At 68.9% G+C, this 18,080-nt stretch carries 17 protein-coding genes and 3 pseudogenes; 13 read left to right on the top strand and 7 right to left on the bottom strand.

Translation table 11 applies throughout. From position 1 onward, the window contains the following. The 3 genes and pseudogenes from dnaG to uraD form a co-directional block, all read right to left on the bottom strand. Entirely contained in the window at positions 1–1,899 is a 1,899-nt protein-coding gene (gene dnaG / locus C6V83_RS13545; protein WP_105942833.1) for a DNA primase, read from the bottom strand. A gap of 27 nt (positions 1,900–1,926) precedes the next feature. After that, positions 1,927–2,226 carry a hydroxyisourate hydrolase gene (locus C6V83_RS18525; protein ID WP_199832663.1) on the bottom strand — a complete coding sequence of 100 codons (300 nt, stop codon included), beginning with the start codon at positions 2,224–2,226 and terminating at the stop codon, positions 1,927–1,929. Positions 2,227–2,259: 33 nt separating this feature from the next. After that, positions 2,260–2,745 (bottom strand): annotated as a pseudogene (gene uraD / locus C6V83_RS18530) (2-oxo-4-hydroxy-4-carboxy-5-ureidoimidazoline decarboxylase); the annotation flags it as partial. A gap of 223 nt (positions 2,746–2,968) precedes the next feature. Between uraD and hpxO the strand changes: the two are divergent. The 12 genes and pseudogenes from hpxO to C6V83_RS18780 form a co-directional block, all read left to right on the top strand. After that, positions 2,969–4,150 (top strand): FAD-dependent urate hydroxylase HpxO, encoded by a 1,182-nt coding sequence (hpxO, locus tag C6V83_RS13555; RefSeq protein WP_105942835.1) that lies wholly within the window; start codon positions 2,969–2,971, stop codon positions 4,148–4,150. 178 nt (positions 4,151–4,328) lie between these two features. Next, positions 4,329–4,802, top strand: coding sequence for a DUF4262 domain-containing protein (locus tag C6V83_RS13560; protein ID WP_105942836.1), 474 nt, complete (start codon positions 4,329–4,331; stop codon positions 4,800–4,802). Between the two features lie 151 nt (positions 4,803–4,953). Then, complete coding sequence (locus C6V83_RS13565) at positions 4,954–6,273, top strand: MFS transporter (protein ID WP_105943953.1); 1,320 nt, start codon at positions 4,954–4,956, stop codon at positions 6,271–6,273. Positions 6,274–6,308: 35 nt separating this feature from the next. Next, a complete protein-coding gene (locus tag C6V83_RS13570) occupies positions 6,309–7,151 on the top strand; it encodes an alpha/beta fold hydrolase (RefSeq protein WP_105942837.1) in 843 nt (280 codons plus the stop codon). A 101-nt stretch (positions 7,152–7,252) separates the two neighbouring features. Continuing rightward, the gene (locus C6V83_RS13575) at positions 7,253–7,939 is read left to right on the top strand and encodes a hypothetical protein (RefSeq protein WP_105942838.1); all 687 of its coding nucleotides are present in this window, start codon (positions 7,253–7,255) and stop codon (positions 7,937–7,939) included. A 76-nt stretch (positions 7,940–8,015) separates the two neighbouring features. Further along, positions 8,016–8,396 (top strand): TA system antitoxin ParD family protein, encoded by a 381-nt coding sequence (locus C6V83_RS13580; protein ID WP_105942839.1) that lies wholly within the window; start codon positions 8,016–8,018, stop codon positions 8,394–8,396. Further along, a pseudogene (locus C6V83_RS13585) lies at positions 8,393–8,958 on the top strand (zeta toxin family protein). The gene C6V83_RS13580 and the pseudogene C6V83_RS13585 overlap by 4 nt, the downstream one beginning before the upstream one ends. A gap of 112 nt (positions 8,959–9,070) precedes the next feature. Next, positions 9,071–9,583 (top strand): hypothetical protein, encoded by a 513-nt coding sequence (locus C6V83_RS13590; protein WP_105942840.1) that lies wholly within the window; start codon positions 9,071–9,073, stop codon positions 9,581–9,583. 225 nt (positions 9,584–9,808) lie between these two features. Next, on the top strand, positions 9,809–10,756 hold the full coding sequence (locus C6V83_RS13595; protein ID WP_105943954.1) for a dioxygenase family protein: 948 nt from the start codon (positions 9,809–9,811) through the stop codon (positions 10,754–10,756). 256 nt (positions 10,757–11,012) lie between these two features. After that, positions 11,013–11,231, top strand: coding sequence for a twin-arginine translocase TatA/TatE family subunit (locus tag C6V83_RS13600; protein ID WP_105942841.1), 219 nt, complete (start codon positions 11,013–11,015; stop codon positions 11,229–11,231). Continuing rightward, the gene (gene tatC, locus C6V83_RS13605; RefSeq protein WP_105942842.1) at positions 11,228–12,016 is read left to right on the top strand and encodes a twin-arginine translocase subunit TatC; all 789 of its coding nucleotides are present in this window, start codon (positions 11,228–11,230) and stop codon (positions 12,014–12,016) included. The genes C6V83_RS13600 and tatC overlap by 4 nt, the downstream gene beginning before the upstream one ends. 285 nt (positions 12,017–12,301) lie before the next feature. Then, positions 12,302–12,403: pseudogene (locus C6V83_RS18780) on the top strand (Sec-independent protein translocase subunit TatA/TatB); the annotation flags it as partial. 380 nt (positions 12,404–12,783) lie between these two features. Here the strand turns inward: C6V83_RS18780 and C6V83_RS18785 are convergent. After that, positions 12,784–13,356: a metallophosphoesterase family protein gene (locus C6V83_RS18785; RefSeq protein WP_105943955.1), complete on the bottom strand. Its 573-nt coding sequence runs from the start codon at positions 13,354–13,356 to the stop codon at positions 12,784–12,786. Positions 13,357–13,641: 285 nt separating this feature from the next. Between C6V83_RS18785 and C6V83_RS13625 the strand changes: the two genes are divergently transcribed. After that, on the top strand, positions 13,642–14,184 hold the full coding sequence (locus tag C6V83_RS13625) for a CGNR zinc finger domain-containing protein (protein WP_105942844.1): 543 nt from the start codon (positions 13,642–13,644) through the stop codon (positions 14,182–14,184). Positions 14,185–14,256: 72 nt separating this feature from the next. Here C6V83_RS13625 and C6V83_RS13630 read toward each other — a convergent pair whose 3' ends face one another. From C6V83_RS13630 to C6V83_RS13640, 3 genes are all read right to left on the bottom strand, one after another. Next, positions 14,257–14,910, bottom strand: coding sequence for a fasciclin domain-containing protein (locus C6V83_RS13630; protein ID WP_105942845.1), 654 nt, complete (start codon positions 14,908–14,910; stop codon positions 14,257–14,259). Positions 14,911–15,079: 169 nt separating this feature from the next. Continuing rightward, a complete protein-coding gene (locus tag C6V83_RS13635; protein WP_105942846.1) occupies positions 15,080–15,463 on the bottom strand; it encodes a hypothetical protein in 384 nt (127 codons plus the stop codon). Beyond that, entirely contained in the window at positions 15,456–17,963 is a 2,508-nt protein-coding gene (locus C6V83_RS13640; RefSeq protein ID WP_105942847.1) for an AAA family ATPase, read from the bottom strand. Before C6V83_RS13640 ends, C6V83_RS13635 begins: the two co-directional genes overlap by 8 nt. Between the last annotated feature and the right edge of the window lie 117 nt (positions 17,964–18,080).

Genomic DNA, 18,080 nt, shown 5'->3' on the forward strand with positions numbered 1-18,080 from the left:
TCAGGCGTCGTCGAAGGCCTGTTCCAGGAGGCTGCGCCGGTACGACTCGAGGGCGACGAGATCGCCGAACAAGGCGTTGTAGCCGTCCGGATCGCCGCCGGGCGACATGCGCCGCAGCTTGGACTTGAGGTCGGCGATCTGCGCTCCCACCCATACCTCCTGCAGCCGGGCCAGCACACTGTTGATGTACCGCGGCAGTTTGTCCTCGTCCACCGGCAGGTCTTCGACGGCGAGCTCGGTCACCAGCGGGGTCAGTGCCGGGTTGTCGACGCCCTGACTGATCGCATCCACCCACGACGCCCCCGACAACCCCGACGCGGTGCCGCCGACGTTCGTGATGGTCTGTCGCACCAGCGCGTAGGCCGGCTCGGTGAAGCAGTCGGTGGGCAGCGAATCGAAGACGCTCCCGGAGATCCCCGGGTATTGGATCGCCGCTTTGAGCGCCTCGCGCTGCGGCCACAGCTTCGGATCGTTCGGCATCGGCCGGGCCGTCGGCGGCGGCGAGGCCGCCTCCGGCGGTGCCATCCGTCCGGGCTGGCGGCCGCGGCCGCTCGGCGGTCCGCCGCGCCCCCGCTTGGCCGTCCCGCGCACCCGGCTGAGGACTTGGGCGACGTCCTCCCAGCCGACCCAGCCGGCCAGCTGGCGCGCATACTCGTCGCGTAGCGCGACGTCGCGGATCCGCGCCACCACCGGGACTGTGTCCCGGAGCCCTGCCACCCGCCCCTCGGCCGTGTCGAGGTCGTGCTGGGCGAGCAGTGCCTTGATGGCGAACTCGAACATCGGGATGCGCTGGGCGATCAGGTCCCGCACGGCCGCATCGCCCGAGCGCTGACGCAGCTCGCACGGATCCATGCCGTCCGGAGCGACCGCCACGAAGGTCTGTCCGGCGATCGCCTGCTCGCCCTCGAACGCCTTGAGCGCGGCGGCCTTGCCTGCCTCGTCGCCGTCGAAGGTGTAGATCACCTCGCCCCGGAAGTACGAGTCGTCCATCATCAGGCGACGGATCAACGCGAGGTGATCCTCGCCGAATGCGGTGCCGCACGAGGCGACGGCGGTCGGCACACCCGCGACGTGCATGGCCATCACGTCGGTGTAGCCCTCGACGATCACCACCTGGTGACTCTTGGCGATCTCGCGCTTGGCCAGGTCGAGCCCGAAGAGCACCTGCGACTTCTTGTAGAGCATGGTCTCGGGCGTGTTCATGTACTTGCCGAGGTTGTCGTCGTCGAACAGCTTCCGGGCGCCGAAGCCGATCACGTCGCCGGCCAGGTTGCGGATCGGCCAGAGCAACCGTCGGTGGAATCGGTCGATCGGGCCCTTGCGCCCCTGCTTGCTCAGTCCCGCCGCCTCCAGCTCGGCGAAGGTGAAGCCCTGGGACAGCAGCACCTTGGTCATCGTGTCCCAGCCGGCCGGCGCGTAACCGCAGCCGAACGTCTCGGCCGCCGCCTGATCGAATCCGCGCTCGGTCAGGAAGTCCCGAGCGACTTGGGCGTCGGGGGTACGCAACTGCTCGGCGTAGTAGCGCTGAGCCGCCGCGTTGGCCGCGACCAGGCGCGCCCGCGTCCCGCGGTCGCGGACGATGGCCGTCCCGCCGCCTTCGTAGTTGATGCGGTAACCGATCCGGTCGGCGAGTTGCTCGACGGCCTCGACGAAGGTGATGTGCTCCTGCTTCTGCAGGAACGTGTAGACGTCGCCGCCTTCGCCGCAGCCGAAGCAGTGGAAGTGGCCGTGGTTGGGGCGGACGTGGAACGACGGCGACTTCTCGTCGTGGAAGGGACACAGCCCCTTCATGCTGTCGGCGCCGGCGCGGCGCAGGGCCACGTAGTCGCCGACGATGTCCTCGATCCGCGTCTGTTCACGAATAGCCGTGATGTCGCGATCGGGGATTCTGCCTGGCACCGGACCAGTCTAGCCAGCCTCGCCGAGTCAGCTGCCCCGGTACGTCGAGTAGGCGAACGGCGACAGCAGCAGCGGCAGATGCACCTTGCCCGGCGTCAGGTCCAGCGTGATCGCCACTACCGGATACAGCCCGTCCGGAAAGTAGTCACCGGTCGCGAACACCGCTGTGTAGCGTCCCGCCGGAACCCTCGCGAAACCCGGGATCCGGCCGTCGGTGTCGGTCACCCCGGAGGCCACGCGGCCGCCGGGCCCCGTCAGTTCGACCGCCATCCCCACCGCGGGCCGGCCGGTGGTGGTGTCGAGCACATGGGTGGAGACTTCGACCAGGTCGTCCCGGGTCGGCGTCGCCTCCGCCGGGGCGAGCAACCCGGCGGTGCGTCGTGCATTGATCTCACCGAGTTCCTCCCGGAGCACCGCCAGTTCCTCGTCGGGGGTGTTGCCCAGCCGCGCGAGCAGAAGGCGGTACAGCTCCTCGGGCTCGCGGCCGGCCGCGGCGACCAGGTACACGTGTCCGAACACCTCCTCGTACTCCCGGTTCGCCGCGCGCATGCGCTCCAGGAAGTCCTCACCGGAGGCCAGCACCGCGGCCTGTTCCGACGACGACGAGGCCTCCCCGGACCGCTCCCCGATGCGCGGGTGGCCGTCCAGCGCGGTGAAGATCTCCGCGTCGGGCAGATCCTCGACCAGTTCACGAGCCAGCGACGCGGCAGCCTCCGCCGAGGCGAACGGCCGCGCGGCGAGCATCCGCGCAGCCCAGTCGGGTGACGCGCACACCCCCAGCAGCGCAGCGCGAGCGTCGTCGTCGTTCATGGCGTGGAAAGCGGCAAGCGGGGCGGACGGTTCCATAGGTGTTCACTCTCCTGCGCCGGGCCCGCTCGCCGGCAGGTCAGCGGCTACAAAACGGGCACCGATCTCGACGACGATCTTGGAAGATCACACCACGGACGCGGCTTCGGCGCAGGTCACAGCACATGCCGGCGGCGCTTCGAGGTGCGCTGAGCAGGCCGGTTAACCGCTCCGCAATCTGCCAGGAACGCGGAGGTGAAACCAGACTCCTAGCTTTTGCGCCATGAAGGTCATCATCATCGGAGCCGGCATCGGCGGCACCAGCGCGGGCATCGCGCTCAAGCGGCTCGGTCACGACGTCGTCATCTACGACCAGATGAAGGAGAACAAGCCGGTCGGCGCGGCGCTGTCGCTGTGGTCCAACGGGGTCAAGGTCCTCAACTGGCTCGGGCTGGGCGAGGAGGTCGCGGCGCTCGGCGGCGACATGGCATTCATGTCGTACGCGGACGGACACACCGGCGAGGAACTCTGCCGATTCTCGCTCGCGCCGATCACCGAGCAGACCGGTCAGAAGCCGCACCCGGTCGCCCGGGCCGACCTGCAGGCCCTGCTCATGGAACGTTTCGGGCTCGACGACGTGAAGCTCGGCATGCGGATGGAAGGCATCGACGACGACGGCGAGACGGTGACGGTCACCTTCGCCGACGGCTCGATCGACACCGCCGACATGCTGATCGGGGCCGACGGCGCCCGCTCGATCACTCGCGACTACGTGACGCCCGACGGCGAACCCGTTCCGGTGCGCGAGTACGCCGGATACACCAACTTCAACGGCCTGATCCCGGCCAACGAAGCGATCGGCCCGAAGAACCAGTGGACCAGCTACGTGGCCGAGGGCAAGCGCGCCTGCGTCATGCCGGTGGCCGGCGACCGCTTCTACTTCTGGTTCGACGTCCCGCAGGAAGCCGGACTCCCCTACGACCGCTCCGACGGGGTCGGCCCGCTGAAGCAGGCCTTCGACGGGTGGGCGCCCGGTGCGCAGGCGCTGATCGAGGCGATCGATCCGGACGCCTCGCTCAACCGCGTGGAGATCTGGGACATCAGCCCGTTCCCGTCCTGGACCAAGGGCCGGGTGGCGATCCTCGGCGACGCCGCCCACAACACCGCCCCGGACATCGGCCAGGGCGCCTGCTCGGCGCTCGAGGACAGCTTCGCGCTCGGCATCGCCGTCGCGACCAACACGATCAGCGTCGAGGACACGCTCCGGCGCTACGCGAGGATCCGCGCCGAGCGCGCCGGTGAGCTGGTGCTGCGCGCCCGCAGACGCGGCGAGGAGACGCACATGTACGACGCCGCGGCGACCACGGCCTGGTACTCCTCGCTCCAGGGTGCCGACGGCACCGGGATCATCAAGGGCATCGTCTCCAACATCACGGGCAGCCCGATCAACCTCGGCGGCGGGTGACTCCGGGCCGGTCCGAAACGCCGGTGCGCCGTTCGAGATCTCGAGGCCGGCCGATCACCGACTCTGTCGAGACCGCGTCCCTCCCCTTTCTTGTCTCACCCCCGCCGTAGAGTCTGCGGCATATCGAACACCCATTCGATATCCGCCGAATCCCGGCGGCCTACGGAGGGAGACGACGATGTGTGAATTCGACCCGCGCTGCAGCGGCCCGGACGACCTGGTGAGCACCGCGTACGAGCAGATCGCGGCCGGGCGCTGGTCGGTGACCGGCGTGTTCGGCGATGCGTCCGGTGCACCGGTGGCCTACACCACCGGTCTGACCGAGCACCGCCGCCCGGAACTGCTGATCACCGGTCTCGACCCGGATCTGGCCTGCCGGATCCTCAACCGTGCGGCCGAGCTCGCGCTGGCCGACCGGACCTTTCTAGAGTCGAAGTTCCTGGGCGGCGTCGTGCAGCCGCCGCACTTGCTGGCAGGCCTCCCAGCGGTCGACACCTCCGAGATGCACGTGACCCGACTGCTCTACGGCCCCGATTTCCCCGCGCTCCAGCTGATCTGGCCGGATGAGCGGAGTCGTTTCCCGTGGGAGTCGGGCTACTCCTTTCCCGTCGATGCGCAACCGCTGTCGGGCATCCCGCCCCTGGCCGCGTGAGTGCCGGCCGGTCGGGCCTCCCGCGCACCTCAGCGCCAAGCTCACCGCCGACGAGGTCCGCCGCCTGGTCACCGACGACTGGTCGTGACGATCCGGCCGCCGGGCACCGGAAAACGGTTGGCGCCAGGACTGCACCGTGCGGCAAGCTCTTCTGGTGACCACCTCCGCCTCTAGCCTGCCCCGAGTGCTGCGGCCGTTCGCGCTGCCGCAGTACCGGTGGCTGGCCGCCGGCCTGGCGCTGGCGCTGTTCGGCGACGGCGTCTGGCTGATCGCCGTCGTCTGGCAGGTGATCGGGCTCGGCGGCGGACCCGGCCAGGTGTCCCTCGTGTCCGGTGTCGCCGCCGTCGGCATGGTGGTGTCGACGCTCTTCGGCGGCGTGCTCGCCGACCGGATCTCCCAGCGCAAGATCATCGTCGCGCTCGAGACGGTCAAGCTGGTCGCCTTCGGCACGGTCGGAGCGGCCTCGCTGTTCGGCGTGCTGACCGTTCCGCACCTGGTGGTCGCCGCGCTGCTCGGCGGCATCACCACCGGCATGTACTACCCCGCGTACTCGGCACTGCTGCCGCGGATCGTCGGGGCGGCCGAACTGCAGGCGGCCAACGGCGTCGAGGGCTTCATGCGGCCGGTGCTGTTCCAGGCCGCGGGCCCGATGATCGCCGGTGTGATCATCGGCGCCGCCTCGCCCGGCACCGCGATCGCGGTCGGTGCGCTCGCCTGCATCCTGTCGGCCGCGTGTTACGTGGCGATGGGCCCGGTCGACGACGAGGTCCTCACGGTCAGCGCCGAACGTGCGGCCCGGCTTCCGGTGCGCGGCGTGCTCACCGACCTCGGCGAGGGGTTCGGCTACATGCGGCACACTCCCTGGCTGTGGGCGTCGCTCTTCTTCGTGTCGTTCGCAGTTCTGATGGCGATGGGACCGATCGAGGTGCTGGTGCCGTTCGCCCTGCGCGACCGGGCCGGCGGAGACGCCGCCAGCCACTCCCTGGTGCTGGCCGCCTTCGGCGCCGGCGCGGCCCTGGGTGCGTTCGTGTTCGCATCGCTGCCGATGCCGCGCCGCTATCTCTCGGTGATCTTCGGACTCTGGTCGGTCTGCGTGGTGCCGCTGGTGATCATGGGGTTCGCACACAAGACCGTGTGGTTTGTGATCGCGGGCTTCCTGATCGGCCTGATGCTCGACGGCCCGATGGTCCTGTGGGGCACGCTCCTGCAGCGGCGCGTGCCCAAGGAACTGCTGGGCCGGATCTCGGCGCTGGACTTCTTCGTGTCGGCCTCGCTCATGCCGGTGTCGATGGCGCTCGCCGCGCCGGTCGCCCATCTCATCGGCCTCGGTTGGACGTTCACCCTCGCCGGCCTGCTGCCGGCCCCGGTGACTGCGGTCTTCTATGTCGCGGCCAAGTTGTGGCGCGACGAGATCGAGCATCCGCTCACCATTCCCGAGATCGAAGTTTCCGTCGAACCTACTACCAAGTAAGGTCGTGACCGTCGCCTAGCGGAAGAGACGGGTTCATGGAGCAGTACACACATGCCGGGTTCACCTTCGACGTCGTCGATTCGCCACCCACCGACGGGGGCGAGTCCAGGGGCACGGTGCTGCTGCTGCACGGTTTTCCGCAGGGCGCCTACATGTGGGGCAAGCTCACGCCGCTGCTGAACGCCCGCGGATTCCGTACTGTCTGCCCCGACCAGCGCGGCTACTCGCCGGGCGCCCGGCCGAAGGGACGGATCAACTACCGGACCGGGCTGCTGGTGGACGACGCCGCCGCACTCATCGAGCAACTCGGCGACGGTCCGGTCCACGTCGTCGGCCACGACTGGGGCGCGGTGGTGGCCTGGCGCCTCGCCGCCGCCCGGGCGGACCTGGTGCGCACTCTCACCAGCGTCTCTGTTCCGCACCCGGGTGCGTTCCTGAAGTCGATGGTGACCAGTGACCAGGCGTTGAAGTCCTGGTACATCTACGCATTCCAGCCGCCGTACCTCGCCGAGCAGTTCGCGCGCCGCTTCCCCGATCGCTTCGACCGGATCCTGCGGCACGCCGGGATGGACGACGAGCTGCTCGCCGACGTCCACACCCGCTTCCTCGACAAGGGTTCGCTCCCCGGGGCGCTCAACTGGTACCGCGCGATGATGCTGAGCTCGCCGCCCGACATGGCGCGTCGCGTCGCGGTCCCGACCACCCACGTGTGGAGTTCGGGCGACGTCGCGTTGTCGCGCAAGGGCGCCGAGATCACCGCCGACTACGTGGTCGCGGACTTCGATCTGAAGGTCATCGAGGACGCCGATCACTGGCTTCCCGAGCACCGCACCGAGGAACTCGCCGACATCGTCCTCGGCCGGATCGACCCGTCCTGAGGCGCGGTCGGGGCTGGCGTGTGCTCGCGTTCGGTCTCCTCCGCGACGGCCCCCCGTCTGCGGCATAGTGGATGACGAACCCCGACCAAGGAGCACGAGACATGAACGACATCCCGCTCAATGAGGGTGCGACCCTCGCCAGTGCCGTGTTCGGGATTCCCGTCGGCGGCCTCGTCCAGGTCTGGGCTGATGAGCCGACCGTGTGGCATCTGAACGACGCCGCCGCCTTCGCCGAGGTGATCGGTGTCGGTTCGGTGGCCCGCACCGCGATCGGCCCTGGCCGGTACCGCGAAGCCGCCCTGTTCGATGCCGACACCGGCACCCTGATGCTGCAGGAGCGTCAGGCCACCGAGCGCACCGACGAGGGCCACCAGATCGGCGGCCGAGTGTTCACCGCCGTGCCCCCGAGCGAGGTGGTCGGCGATCCGTGGGACGACCTGGGCCGGGCGGTGTTCCGGGCCGCCGCCGAGGCGTTCGGGCGCGGCGAGCTGATCGTCGTCGAGCCCGGCGGGTGGGACGACTCGGACGGACGCTACTGCCTGATCGCCGGAATCCACGAGGACGGGGTCGACCGCATCCTGCTGGAGACCAAGCCCGCCCCGTCCGGCAGCGAGGTGTGGCCGGCCACCGACGAGACCGAAGGCCAGACGATCGCCGCCCCCGCGTCCGAGGAAGCCCTCAACGGCGCCAGCACTCTCGCGGTCGACGCGGTGAGCCGGTGGGGTGTCGCGCCGTGGGACGTCACGCTCACCTACATCGTCCCGGCCGAGGCCTTCGCCGACGAGTGACCGCGCGTCGTTGACCGGCCGCAACGCCATCACTAGGCTGGTTGTTGCAGATTGCAACAGCGGACGGGAGAGCGCGATGACCACCGCGGACAAGGCGACCCGGTTCTCCTCGGAGCTGTTCGACGACGCGGCCGCCGCGGGCGCGCGAGCCCAGCGATCGGCGCGCCAGCAGCTCGAGCACTGGGCGCGCGTCGGACGCGCAGTGTCTGAGCAGACCAGTGTCGCGCGCCGCCGTGTCGACGCCGCCCTCGGCGGCTCCTTCCCCAGCGACCAGCTGACCCCGGACGAGGCGGTCGTGTTCGACGCCGAACTCGCCGCATCCATCGAGGCCGGCCTCGATGAGGTCGACTTCGTCGAGCAGCGGGCCGCGCGCGGACACCGCTCGGTCACGCTGAACGACGCCGGCGAGATCGTCGAGCATCTCCCCGACGGTTCACAGCGGCTCCTCCACGGGTGAGCACCCCGCGCCTGGACCTGGTGGTCGGCTGCAACGGAGCCGGGAAGAGTTCGTTCATCGGCGTGTTCCTGATACCCCGGCTCCCCGGATCGGTGTACGTCAACGCAGACGACATCGCCAGGAACCGGTGGCCGGAGCACGCCGAGGAACGGTCGTACGAGGCCAGGATCGCGTCCGACACACGCGCGATGCTGGTCTCGATGGGCAGGCCGTTCATCGTGGAGACGGTGTTCTCGCACCCGTCGAAGCTCGATCTGATCGACGCGGCGCACGACCACGGCTTCCGGGTGGTGCTGCACGCGGTGATGGTGCCCGAGGAACTGGCCGTCGAGCGGGTCGCCCGCCGCGTCTCCTCCGGCGGCCATTCAGTCCCGGAGGAGAAGATCCGCGCGCGCTACCGGCGCGTGTGGCCGCTGGTCAACCGTGCGATCGGGCGCTGCGACCAGGCGTACGTCTACGACAACTCCGGGCCACACTCCGGCAGGTCGCACGCTTCGTCTCCGGAATGGCGACCGGCGACGTGCACTGGCCGCAGTGGTCCCCGCTGCCCGGCGAGGAGTGAACGGCCCGCTGCTCTATCGAATCCGGTGTCCTCGGCGAGGTAAGACGACCGATCGGGATTAGAATCGCGGGCAGCGTCTCGCATCCAGCGGGACCGGGAGGGAGCGGAGATCATGAACGACGACGACTTCGTGGGTTGCGAGACGTGGGACGAGATGATCACCTGGCTCGGAGACTCGCTCTCCGACATCCCGGCCGGTGTGACCATCGACTTCGGCCCGAAGGACCTGCACATCGACGACGATCAGCTGGACGACGACTTCGACGAGGACCCGATCGAGGCGCTGTGCGCCCAACTGGTGGTCCTCAAGCACGGCCGGTACCTGGTGCGACGGTCGCACGTGGTGATGGAGGCGACCAGTTTCGTCGACCACGACGCATCCGGCGCCACCCCCAACCTCTGGTTCGACGACGACCCCACGGGCGACTGCACCGCCGGCTCGATCTACGTCGACGATCCCCATCTCGCCGCCGAGATCTGTGTGACCTGGCTGCGCGCCGAGTCCGGACACGCCACTCCCACCGAGTTCGGCTTCGACATCAGCGAGGCCACCCACCTGCCGGGCCTGCCCGGGAGCGGCGCGGGCTGGAGTCTCGACGACTTCCTCCGCCGCCTCGGCCACTGACCTCGAAGTCCTTCGCCGGGTCGAGCGCCCTCGCCCGTCACTCCCCTTTCGCTCGTTGAGCCGGGCAAGGAGCGAAGTGATGCGCCCGTGTCGAAACGACTCCGTGACATGAGAACTCTTCCCGGTCCGGCGCTCACAGCAACTTCCCAGCACTCTGCGACGAGGATTCCAGTCCCGGCCTGAACTGTGGTTCTCAACGGTCATTCGACCCGAGAGGAGAACACCATGAACCGCAGCCCCGAACCCGACCAGACCTGCGACGGCCCGGCCTTCGAAGGCCGGCTGCTCGCCCGCCCCGCCGACGAGGTGGTCGACCAGGGCGCCGGTTTCGACATGACGACCCTGATCTCCCGGCGCCGGATGCTGGGAATCCTGGGCGCCGGCGCCGGCGCGTTCGCCCTCGCCGCATGCGCGGGCGGATCGTCGTCGAACACTGCGTCGACTGCTTCGACGAGCAGCGCCGGCGCCGTCACCACGGCGGACAGTGAGATCCCGGAGGAGACCAACGGCCCGTACCCGGCCGACGGCACCAACGACGTGAACATCCTGACCGAGTCGGGCATCGAGCGCAGTGACATCACGTCGAGCCTCGACGGCGGGACGACGGTCGAGGGCGTGCCGCTCTCGTTCACGTTCACCGTGACCGACATGGCGAACGACAACGTCCCATTCACCGGCGCCGCCGTGTACCTCTGGCAGTGCGACGCGCAGGGCCGCTACTCGATGTACTCCGAAGGCGTCGAGGACGAGACGTACCTGCGTGGCGTTCAGGTCGTCGGCGACGACGGCACCGCCACGTTCACGACCGTCGTCCCCGGCTGCTATCCGGGTCGGTGGACGCACCTGCACTTCGAGGTGTACCCGGACCGCGCGTCGGCGACCGACGTCGAGAACGTGATCGCGACGTCTCAGGTCGCGTTCCCGAAGGAGATGCTCGACGAGGTCTACCAGCGCTCCGAGTACGACGGCTCCGCCGAGGCCCTGGCCCGGATGGGCAGCGTGGAGAGCGACAACGTCTTCGGCGACGGGCACGACCTCCAGATGGGCACCTTCACCGGCGACCCGGACTCCGGCTACGTCGGATCCCTGCCCGTCGCCGTCGACACGACCACCGACCCCTCACACAGTCGTTCTGACGCCGGACCCGGCGGTCCCCCGCCCGGCGCGAACTGACCGGTCGTGGTCGGTCACCCCACCTTGCTGGTCGAGCACCCCCACCTGCTGGTCGAGGAGCCGACGTGAACGACGTGAGTGCCGGCGTATCGAGGCCTCACTTCGCTGGTCGAGGAGCCGACGCGAACGACGTGAGTGCCAGCGTATCGAGACCCCACTTCGCTGGTCGAGTAGCCGACGCGAACGCAGTGAGTGTCGGCGTATCGAGACCACACCCCACCACTACCGGAATACCCACCCCACCAAGGAGAAACCCATGTTGCACAACCTCACCGGCTGGCATGCCCTGATCGTCCTCGCCGTCGTCCTGCTGGTCTTCGGCTCCACCAAGCTCCCCGCACTGGCCCGGAGTGTCGGCCAGTCGATGCGCATCCTCAAGGATGAGGCCGGCACCTCCAGCGAGGGACGCTTGCACGACGACGACACCGTCCGCCCGGTCTACGCCGACGCGAACTCCGACCGTCCTGCGGCATGACGATCACCGCGACTCGCCCGGCGGAGTCGGAGACCCGCTCAGGTCCGGAGCCTGTCGCCTCCGGCGGCGCGATGGCCCTGCCTGAGCATCTGCGCGAGGCCCGAGTCCGCGCCGTGCGGGCCGCGGCGGCGCTGCTGATCGGGCTGGTGGCGGGTTTCGTCTTCGCCGATCCGATTCTCGACGTCCTGCGCACGCCGATCGAGCAGTTGGCCGAATCGCGGTCGGCGAGCCTGAACTACGACACCGTGACGGCGGCGTTCGATCTGAAGGTCCGCATCGCCTTGTTCACAGCGGTGGTGTTGTCGAGCCCGGTGTGGCTGACCGAGCTGCTGGCCTTCGTCTCGCCGGGCCTCACGCGCCGGGAGAAGAGGTACACCTTCGGCTTCGCCGCGGCCGCCGTGCCGTTGTTCGGCGCCGGCTGCGTGTTCGGGTTTCTGCTCTTCCCCCGGATGGTCGAAGTGCTCACTGGCATCGGGTCCGAGCACGATTCGACGATCCTGACCGCCGGCTATTACGTCGACTTCGTGATGAAGATCGTCCTGGCGATGGGCATCGCGTTCGTGCTGCCGGTGTTCGTGGTCGCACTGAACCTGATGGGTGTGGTCTCCGCGGCGACCCTGCGGCGAAGCTGGCGTGTGATCGTCGTGCTGATCGCGGTCTTCAGCGCCCTCGTGACCCCGGCGGCCGACGTGCTGTCGATGTTCCTGGTCGCCGTCCCGATGGCCCTGCTCTTCTGTGCGGCCGTCCTCATCACCCACCTCCACCACCGTCGCTCCCGTCGGTAGCCACCTCGCCGGTCCAGCCCCACTCGCCGGTCCAGCCGCACTCGCCGGTCGAGCCCCACTCGCCGGTCGAGCCCCACTCGCCGGTCGAGCGAAGTCGAGACCACCCGCCCGTTGAGCCGGACCGAGGCCCCAGCCGAGGTCCGAGTCGAAACGCCTACCCGCCCGTTGAGCCGGACCGAGGCCCCAGCCGAGGTCCGAGTCGAAACGCCTACCCGCCCGTTGAGCCGGACCGAGGCCCCAGCCGAGGTCCGAGTCGAAACGCCCCTAGCAACAAGGACGACGACGATGTTCGGACTCACTTTCGAGAAGCTCTTCCTGGTCGCCGTGATCGCCGCCGTGGTGCTCGGTCCGCACCGACTGCCCGAGTACGCCCGCGGGCTGGCTCGGACGCTGCGGCACCTGGGCCACATCGTCGACGACACCAAGTCCAAGACCCTCAGTGCACAGGAGTGGGAGGCCCTGGACCCGCGGCGCTTCGACCCCCGGAGGATCGCCGCGGACGCCCTGACTTCCGAACCTGCCGAGATCACCAAGCCGCACGAGCACACTGCCGGGCGAGTCCAACACTCGGCAGCGCCGGCCGAGTTCGCCGCGTCGCCCGAGCATCGATTCCGGTCAGACCGACTCGCTGAGATCCACGACCAAGCGTCGCGCATCCGCCCCGGCCAGCGGTACCTGGTGGTCGGCGATGCCGCACACCCGCGCCGGATCCGCGTGGACGACCTGCCTCCTGACGATCCGCGCCGAGTCGCCGCCGAGTGCGCCGCTCACGCCCCCGAACCGCGCATCACTTCGGCGATCGCGTCCTCGGAGGCCGGCCCGAGGTCCCAGGCTTCGAGCGACACACAGATCGAGCGGGCGCCGGATCGTCGTTCCGGCGAGTGCGTGTGACCGTGCAGCAGCCACATGCCGAAGTCCGGAAGCTGGTACTGCGCGAACTGGTCGCGCTCGAATCGGTCCGGCGTCCCCGCGTACGGAAAGTGACTGAGCACAGCGCCTTCTCCGCCGATCTTGACGCGGGCGTACTGCTGCACCGACGAGAACACCGACGCGTACGCGGCGAAGTGGCGCTGCGCGCCGCGGCTCATGGGGTGCACGGGATCGTGATTTCCGGTCACCAGGTGCATCGGCACCGCCAGCTCCGACAACTGAGTCAGCGCGGACTCCATGCTCGCGACGCCACCGGAGCAGATGTCGCCGAGAACCCACAACTCGTCGTCGGCCGTCAGTTCCGCGAGCCGGGAGATCACGTACTCGTCGTGTGCGGGCACCGACTCGAACCCGCGCAGGCCGGCCAGTTTCGGGTGCTGCAAGTGCAGGTCGGCGGCGAAGCAACGCATTCTCCGAGTCTGCACCATGCTTACGACGGCGCGCGGCGGCTCGTCGGCGCGCTAGACGTGGGGACTTCCGCACTCAGCGCGGTCGGCGGCAGTTCCGGGTGTTCCTGGAAATCGACGCGACGCGTCCCGCAGTGCACGCAGCGGACGTATCGGACTCGTCCCGACGACGTGGCATGGCTCGATTCGGTGGTCCACGCGTGCTCGTCGGGAATCGTCGTCCCAGGCAGAGGTTGCTGGTCATGCTTCTCGGAAACACTCATTCCACCACCATGATGTAATGGCATTATGCATCTCAACCCTTACGGCGAGTATGCGGTTCTGCTGGCGGGTTCGCTGGCCGACGAGTGGCCCGCCGACCGCGACGGCATCGAAGCGCGAACCAGGACGTTCGGGATGACCATGGATTTTGCGCCCTCCCGCGACGACCACCAGCGAACCCGGCAGGTCATCGACACCTGGCTGACCGTGGTCGACGCCCCGGACCCACGGGAGCGGGCCCGGATACTCAACGACCTCATGGCTGCCGCCGCGGCCTATCCGCGGCTGACCGATCACGACGGCGAAGGCTGGCATCTGCACTATCGCGACGACCACCAGACCCTCCCCGACGTCTTGCGCGCGGTGATCAGCGTCGGCACCGCCCTGTTTCTCACCACCCGCGGCATGCAGCGGCTCCGGCGCTGCGCGGCCGGCGAGACGCCGGGAGACCCCTGCTCGGCGGTGGTCGTCGACGTCACCCGCAACGGCCGGCAACGATACTGCTCAGTGCGGTGTGCGAACCGGGCGGCCGTCCGCCGCCACCGCGCCCGGAGCACCTCAGCGAACTAGTGCAACCCGCCGCAGGCATGCGCGGACGTGCGTACACCCAGCGCCCACGTATCGCTGCCGCTTCGGTCGGGATCAAGAAGTAGGCGGCATCAGCACCTCGTCGATCAGATACACCTTGGCGTTCTTGGTCTGGATACCGCCGCAGATCACGCTGGCGTCGTTGACCTTCACATCATCGCCCTCGCTGGTGACGGTCAGATCGGCGCCCTGAACCGTCTTGTGGGTCCCTACCGCGTCCTCCGGCGCCACCTGGCCGGGAACGACGTGGTAGGTGAGGATGCCCGTCAGCAACGCGGAATCCGTCTTCAGCGTGTCCATGGTCGCCTGATCGATCTCGGCGAACGCCTCATCCACCGGGGCGAACACAGTGAACTGTCCCTCGTTGAGGGTGCTCACCAGGTTCACGCCGGGGTTCACCCCGCCCGACAGCGCGGCCGTCAGCGTCGAGAGCATCGGCACGTTCCCGGCGGCGGTCGCGACCGGTTCGCCGGCGAGCGCGGCCAGAGATGCTGACCCGGTCGGATTCGCGTCCGCGTAGGCCGCGCATCCGGGGCCGATGAGGCCAGAATCGGCGGCCGGCATCGACGTCATCAGGGCGGAGCTGGTGACGTCGGCGCGAGACGTCGCCTCCGAGGTCGTCGAGTCGTCGTTTCCGCATGCGGTCAGGCCGATGGCGAGCACGGCAGCTGCAGCAGCCACAGTTCCCGCGTTGCGTGAGATGCTCATCGTCTTCTCCTTCGGTCGTGCGCTCCAGCCGCCCGGTGCGGCCGACGTTGATCGCGCTGACATGAGGAGTTCGGTGCCGATCCCGCATCGGATGGGTCCGATGACTCAGGGACCGCGGGCCAGTCAGCATTCCGGCACCGGCAGCGTTGCAGGCGAGAGCAGCGTCCGTTCACGCCACGGGTCTTCCTGCTGCCTGCGTCATCACGGTCAGGCAGAGGTTGCGGACCTCGTCGATCGTCGGTGTCAGCTGGTAAGCGTGCTCGTGACAGAGGTTGCTCAGTTCCACCCAGGCGTAGATCAGGGCCCGGCCGTAGTCGTCGTCCCGAGAAAGCAGGATGGCGAGCTTGCTGGCCCACCGCGCGTCGTTCCACGGCGACGACCGGTGCGGGTCCAGCAGATGCCCGCACTGCTCCTCGCAGTACTGGTCGATGAGTGCCTCGACACCGCGTCGCGCCACGAAGGCCGCCAGACGCGCAGCGTCCCCCGACACTTCGATGCGCCCGCTGAGCAGTCCGTCCGCATACCCGAGGAGGGTGATCGCCTCGCTATCCACGGCGCCGCCCCAGCAGGTCGTCGACCACCGCGCGGAGGTCGTTCAGATCACTCCTGTCGAGCACCGACCCGTGATGCGTCCCGTGAGTGATGATCCGCAGGACGTTCTTCCGGTGGTCGCGCACGTGCAGCCACGACTTGTACCCGTCGTCGTCCACGTCGAGGGCGAGAGACACCAACGCCTTCGCTCCCTGAGCCGATGCCCACCGCCCCTCGGCGGCCTGCTGGCTCAGACCGCGGCGCGGCGCCTCGGCGAAGAACTTCTGGCGCGCCGCACTCTCCACCGTCATCCGGAACAGGCCCGGACCCGCATCGTTCTTCACCGCATCGGGGATCTCGGTGTCGACGATCAACGACCTGGCATTGGCGAACACCCGGTCCGCCGGGACGTCCGCGGGCTCGACGGCGACCCGTGAGCCCGGCTCGCGGCTCACCAGGAGCAACTGCGCGTCGACCGCAAGACGGCGGATCGCCGACGGGAGCCGGTCGTCGTGCGAGAAGACGATCACCTGACGGGTCTTCGCCAGTTCCTGGAGCACCCGGAGGAAGCCGTCGATCTTGGCCGGATCCATCGCCTGGATCGGGTCGTCGAGCACCAGGAAACCGAACGGACTGGCGGGCAGCGTGGCACGCGGGATGAACAGCGCGAGCGCCAGCGCCTGGAGTTCCCCCTGACTCATCATCGGCAGCACAGACGACTTCTGCCCGCCGACGGTGCCCTCCAGGTCGACGCGGCGGCTGGTCGCCCGGCCGGTCAGCGAGATGGAGGTCAAGTCGACGTCGCTCTGCTGGCGGAGCTCGGACCAGATCCGCTTCGCCTGAGCCTCGATCGGGGCCATCCGCCGGGCGCGCAGCACGTCGGCGTTCGCATGGAGCCACTCCTTCGCCGCCTTCAGTCGGGCGACCGACGCGTCCAGCGGACGCGCCTGCGACTCGAGCTGAATCCACGACATCACCGTCAGCGCCAGTGGCGCCCACGCGTCGTCGAGCTTCTGTGCCAGGGCCGCAGCGGGCGGGCGCAGCGCCTCGAGCGCTTCCGCCGCGGCAGCCAGCGAGTCGGTCGCGTGCTGCGCCAACTCCACGGCCGAGTCGGGCGCGTTCCGCGCGGCCTCGACGCTGGACCGGTAGGCGGCGTACTCGGGCAGGTCGACATCCAGATCGATGTCCGGGCCCGTCTCGAGTACGGGAATCACCAACTCCCCCAGCAATTCCCGCACCTGCTGCTCCATGTCGCGCAGTCGCGCGATCGCCCAGGAGTTCGCTTCCATCGCCGTGCGGCTCTCGGCGATCTTCGCCTCGGCGCCGAGAATCCAGTTGTCGGGCAGCGGGCTCTCGCACACCGGACAGTCGTCGCCTCCCTGTTCGCGCAGATAGCGGACGGCGCCGTCGAGGAGGGCGGTGCGTTCGCCCAGGAGGCGAAGAGTCCGGTCCCCGGATGCGAGCGACTCGTCGACGGCGGCGCGGAGTTCGGCCACTCGCGCTGACACGGCGAGCTCGTCGGCGACAGTCAGTTCCTCGGCGATCATCCGCAACTGAACCACCAACCGGTCATGCGGTGAGGTGCTGCCGCTGACCAGTGTCCGCACCGTGTCGAGATCGCACGACCGCGACTGCGTCGCTTTGAACACGGCCTTCGCCTGATCCAGATCGGACTCCTTGAGCTCCCTCCGCATAGCGGTGCGGGCGCTGTTCGCGCGCTTGCGCGCGTCGCCGAGCTCCTTCAGCCGATCGTCGATCCGCTTTGCCGCGGCGGTGATCTCGTCCAGGCCGAGGATCTGGTTGAGCGCGTCGTACAGCGCCGCCCGGCCCTCGCCGAAGAGGTTGCCCAACTCTTCGTAACTGAGGATCGGGCGGTACAGCTCCACCGGGCGCCGCCACCCGAGAACCTCCTCGGCGGGGCGTCGGTCGCCTCCGTCCGGCTTCGCGAACCGTTCGCAGTCGGCGACGTCGTCGCCCGTCCACTTCACGCTGACGGCGAGGTTCGTCGGGGGCTCGGCGGCCTCCTCCGGCTGCTGCACGAGTCCGACGCCGACCCGGCACTCGATGTCCCGGTGAAGGTTCCGCCAGCCTTCCTGCCAGAACTTCTGGTTCTTGGCCGACCACCGATGGCTCGATCCGGTGATCGCGCATTCCAGCGCCTCGGAGAACGAGGACTTCCCCGAGCCGTTGCGCCCGCTCACGACCGTCAGACCGGGTGTGGGCGTGAGCGGCAAGACCGACTCCGGTCCGATCCCGCGGAAGCCGGCGACGGTGATCGACCGGAGGTACGCCTTGACCGGTGACGCCTCCCGTCCGCTGGTGCGATCCGGCCGCGCCGTCGGCTCCGCGTCGGGACTCAGCTGCGCGTCGAACGAGGCGTCACTCTCGAGCGCCGCCGCGATGAGGTACTTGACCTCCTCGTCTACCCCTTCGGCGTCTTGACCTGCCGCATCGAGAAGCTCCCACACCTCCTCGATCGTCGAAGCCTGCTCCGCGCGAACTGCCACTTCGTCGTCGATCATCGCCGCTCCCCTCCACCTCGCATGTCTGACACACAGAACATCTCACACAGGTAGGACATCGATGGCGCGCGTCGGTCTCAGCGAGGCGTAAGTCTGCGTCAGACGATCAACGCGGTC

Source organism: Gordonia iterans, from assembly GCF_002993285.1.
In the GTDB taxonomy this organism is placed as follows: domain Bacteria; phylum Actinomycetota; class Actinomycetes; order Mycobacteriales; family Mycobacteriaceae; genus Gordonia; species Gordonia iterans.